Source organism: uncultured Phenylobacterium sp. (assembly GCF_902826855.1).
Classification (GTDB): domain Bacteria; phylum Pseudomonadota; class Alphaproteobacteria; order Caulobacterales; family Caulobacteraceae; genus Phenylobacterium.
In genome coordinates, this window is record NZ_CADEGK010000311.1 from 1 (window position 1) to 3644 (window position 3644).

The 3644-nt window shown below is 67.4% G+C and carries 3 protein-coding genes and 1 pseudogene; 1 reads left to right on the top strand and 3 read right to left on the bottom strand.

Going from position 1 to position 3644, the window contains the following annotated elements:
- Positions 1 to 625 (top strand): alpha/beta hydrolase fold domain-containing protein (locus QZV94_RS23925; RefSeq protein WP_293682813.1); only part of this gene is annotated, 625 nt, incomplete at its 5' end.
- Between the two features lie 2 nt (positions 626 to 627).
- Here QZV94_RS23925 and QZV94_RS23930 read toward each other — a convergent pair.
- The 3 genes and pseudogenes from QZV94_RS23930 to glnA form a co-directional block, all read right to left on the bottom strand.
- Complete coding sequence (locus QZV94_RS23930; protein ID WP_293682815.1) at positions 628 to 2559, bottom strand: M61 family metallopeptidase; 1932 nt, start codon at positions 2557 to 2559, stop codon at positions 628 to 630.
- 55 nt (positions 2560 to 2614) lie between these two features.
- Positions 2615 to 2857, bottom strand: a complete 243-nt coding sequence (locus QZV94_RS23935) for a hypothetical protein (RefSeq protein ID WP_293682817.1) — start codon at positions 2855 to 2857, stop codon at positions 2615 to 2617.
- A gap of 80 nt (positions 2858 to 2937) precedes the next feature.
- Positions 2938 to 3644, bottom strand: a pseudogene (gene glnA / locus QZV94_RS23940) (glutamine synthetase); the annotation flags it as partial.

The window sequence follows — 3644 nt, forward strand, 5'->3', positions numbered from 1 at the left end:
CGCGCGCCTGGGCGCCACGGCGAAGACAGTGGCCGTCGTTCCGGCTTATCGCCTGGGGCCTGAGAACCGCTTCCCCGGGGCCGTGGAGGACGCAGTGGCGGTCTATCGTGCGCTGCTGGAGGCTGGTACGGATCCCGGGCGACTGATCGTGGCGGGCGATTCCGCCGGCGGCGGGCTGACCCTGGCGCTGGCTCTGGCCTTGAAGGCGGAGCGCTTGCCCCAACCTGCCGGCTTCTTCGCGATCAGCCCGTGGGCGGATCTGACACAGTCGGGCGCCAGCTACGCCGCCAAGGCCGAGCACGATCCGATGATCACGAAGGCCGGACTGGACAACATGGCGTTGGCCTACCTCGGCGGCCTGGATGCGCGCGATCCCCTGGCGTCGCCTATCTTCGGCGATTTCTCGGGCGTCGCGCCGGTGCTGATCCAGACCGGCTCGGAGGAGGCGCTGCTCTCGGACTCGATCACCATGGCCGACGTGCTGGCCCACGCTCGCGTAGAGGTGTGCCTGGAGGTCTGGCCTGAGATGATCCACGTCTTCCACGCCTGGAGCGGCCAACTGCAGGTGGCGCGGCGGGCGATCAACGTCGCAGGGCAGTGGATGGAGGAGCGGTTCGCGACCTGAGCCTACTTCAGCGGCTCGTAGATTCTGCTCAGCAGGTCCGGCTTTCCTGGGATCCGCTGCAGGCGCGGGTAGCGCAGGCCCTCATGATAGTCGATCGCCACCACCCGGAAGTGGTCGCCGTCCTTGACGATGAGACTGATCGGGGCCTTCGAGGTCTTGGCCGCGGTGATCGCCTCCTTGAGGCGCTCGGTCTCGTAGGCGATGCCGTTCACGGCTAGGATCTTGTCACCCGCGGTCAGGCCCGCCCTGAACGCCGGCCCTTCCCAAAGCACCCCGGTGATCGTGGCCTCCCGGTTCAGCGTCAACCCTAGGGAGTAGGTGAGGTCGATCATCTTGCGGCTGGCTTCGACGTCTTTCCAGTAGGCCGTCGGCTTGTCGGTGTAGACCAACTGGTAGCCGCCGCGGGTGACGCCATCGAGCGGGAAGGCCGGCGCCGCGTCCTTGATGCGCCTGGTCAGGAAGCCCGCCCAATCGTGGGGGGTCACCGCGTTCAAACCCTCGACCACGTCCTCGAACGTGTAGGTGAGGGGGACCCAGCTGCCGTCGTTCATTCCAAAGAAGCGGCGCGCGAAGTCGTCGAGCGATTTCCTGCCGGAGGTCTTCTCTCGGATGAGCGTATCGACGTCGAGCCAGACCATCTGACCCTCGGAGTAGTAGTCCTCGCTACGTTGCCAGGTGCTCCAGGGGATCGGGCGGCGGCCGGCGATGATCGGGTCGTGGGTGGTGTCCTCCACCGAACGCCACTGGCGCCCCGGACGGCCCAGCGAATAGGTGGCGGCGGTCATGGCCAGGGCGTCCAAGGTCTGTTCCTTGGTCACCAGGCCTGAGCGAGCGCCCAGCACGAAGCCCCAGTACTGGTCCTGGCCCTCGTAGACCCAGAGCAGACTGTCGCGCATGGGCGTGTTGTAGTCGGGTGTCCACAGGTCGGCCGGGCGCCTGAACTTGCCGTCCCAGCTATGGTTGTATTCGTGCGGCAGCAGGTTGCGGCTGGGCGCGCCGGTGGCCCAGTCGAGGAAGTACTCCGGGTCCGTGCCGTTCTCCGACGAGCGATGGTGCTCGAGGCCGATGCCGCCCATCCGCTCGCTCAGCGCCAGCAGGAACTCGTAGCGGTCGAAGTGGCGTGCGCCATAGAGGCGGTCGGCCTGGCGAACCAGTTCGCGGTGCGCCTCGATCTGCTCGGGCGTGGCGGCCAGCAGCTCGGGACGGTCGGCCACGATGTTCAGGCGCACGGGCGACTTGCCCGACGTATCCAGGTCGTAGCGCTTGAAGTAGCGCCCGGCGAACATCGGCGAGTCCAGGAGGGTCTCGAAGTCGACCACCTTGAAGCGGGTCACGCCGCCCTCGGTGCTGGCGGTCTCCAAGGCTGTGCCATAGCTCCAGCCGGGCGGCAGCTTGATCGACGCCTCGATCGGGATGCGCCGCGCGTAGTACCCGGCCGGGTACATGGCCAGGCTGATCCACTGGGCGTTCAGCATCTCCGGCGTCATCACCACCCGGCCTTGCTCGGGGGAGGTCGGCGTCACGAACTGGAACTCCACCTCCAGGCTGGCGGCGCCAGGGGGCGGGGTGACGTGGAAGGCGAACACGCTCACCGGATCGCGGGTCCAGGGGACCACCTGGCCGCCCGCGCGGAAGGTGAGACCGGAGACGTTGTAGATGGCGTTGCGGGGCGAGTGCCCACCGGGGACCCACTGCGGGTAGAGGACCGTCAGCGGCCCGGGGCCTGGCAAGGGGATGGTCTGGCGGATGCGGAATATGCGCCGCTCCACGTCCGTGGCGTCCACCTCCAGCCGCAGCGTCCCGGGATAGGCCACGTCGCGCGGTGCGGCGATGGCCGGAGGCGGTGGCGCGGGCTGCGGCCCCTCGGAGGGTTGGGCGATGGCCGGTCCCGCGATGGCGAGCGCGGCGGCGAAGGCGACAAGCGTGGACTTCAAGGCGGCGTTCCCTGGCGCGGCGTGTGACGGTTCTAGAGCGGGTTGGGCGTGAACCTCAACCGCCGCCGGGCGTATCCTTGGGCTCGCCGGTCGGGCCGGGAGGCTCCTCCTCGCCGCCCACCGCCTCGACGAGGTGGCGGGCCGGCGGATCCATAACGTGACCGAAGCCCAGCATGACGAACGCCAGCCCGGTCCCGCGCTTGATGGTCCTGCCATGCCTGTGGCCCACCCAGGCCGCCAACGGGGCGGCGATGAGCAGCGCCGCGATGCCCAGAGCCGGCCCGATCCATCCGTCCATAAGGTGAAGGTGGGAGACCGCGGGCAAATGAAAAGGGCCGCGGATCGCTCCACGGCCCCAGTCACATCAAGATCAGGCGATTAGCACTTGTAGTACATGTCGAATTCCACCGGGTGCGGGTGGAGCGCCAGCCGCATGACTTCCTCCATCTTCAGCTCGATGTAGCTGTCGATGAAGTCGTCGCTCATCACGCCCCCGGCCTTGAGGAAGGCGCGGTCCTTGTCGAGGCTGTCGAGGGCTTCCTTCAACGAACCGCAGACTTCGGGGATCTTCTTCTGCTCGCGCGGGGGCAGATCGTAGAGGTTCTTGTCGGCCGGGCCGCCCGGATCGATCTGGTTGATGATGCCGTCGATGCCGGCCATCAGCAGCGCCGTGAAGGTCAGGTACGGGTTGCCCATCGGGTCCGGGAAGCGGGCCTCGATGCGCTTGCCCTTCGGCGAGTCCACGTGCGGAATGCGGATCGAAGCCGAGCGGTTGCGGGCCGAATAGGCCAGCTTCACCGGAGCCTCGTAGCCGGGCACCAGGCGCTTGTAGGAGTTCGTCGTCGAGTTCGAGAACGCGTTGATCGCCTTGGCGTGCTTGATGATCCCGCCGATGTACCAGAGGCACATCTGTGACAGGCCGGCATACTTGTCCCCGGCGAACAGCGGCTTGCCATTGCCCCAGATCGACTGGTGCACGTGCATGCCCGAGCCGTTGTCGGCGAACATCGGCTTGGCCATGAAGGTGGCGGTCTTGCCGTAGGCGTGGGCCACGTTGTGGATCACGTACTTATAGAGTTGCAGGC

Excerpts from the sequence above, each read along its gene's own strand:
- QZV94_RS23935 (WP_293682817.1), bottom strand. The coding sequence starts at position 2,857 with ATGGACGGATGGATCGGGCCGGCTCTGGGCATCGCGGCGCTGCTCATC.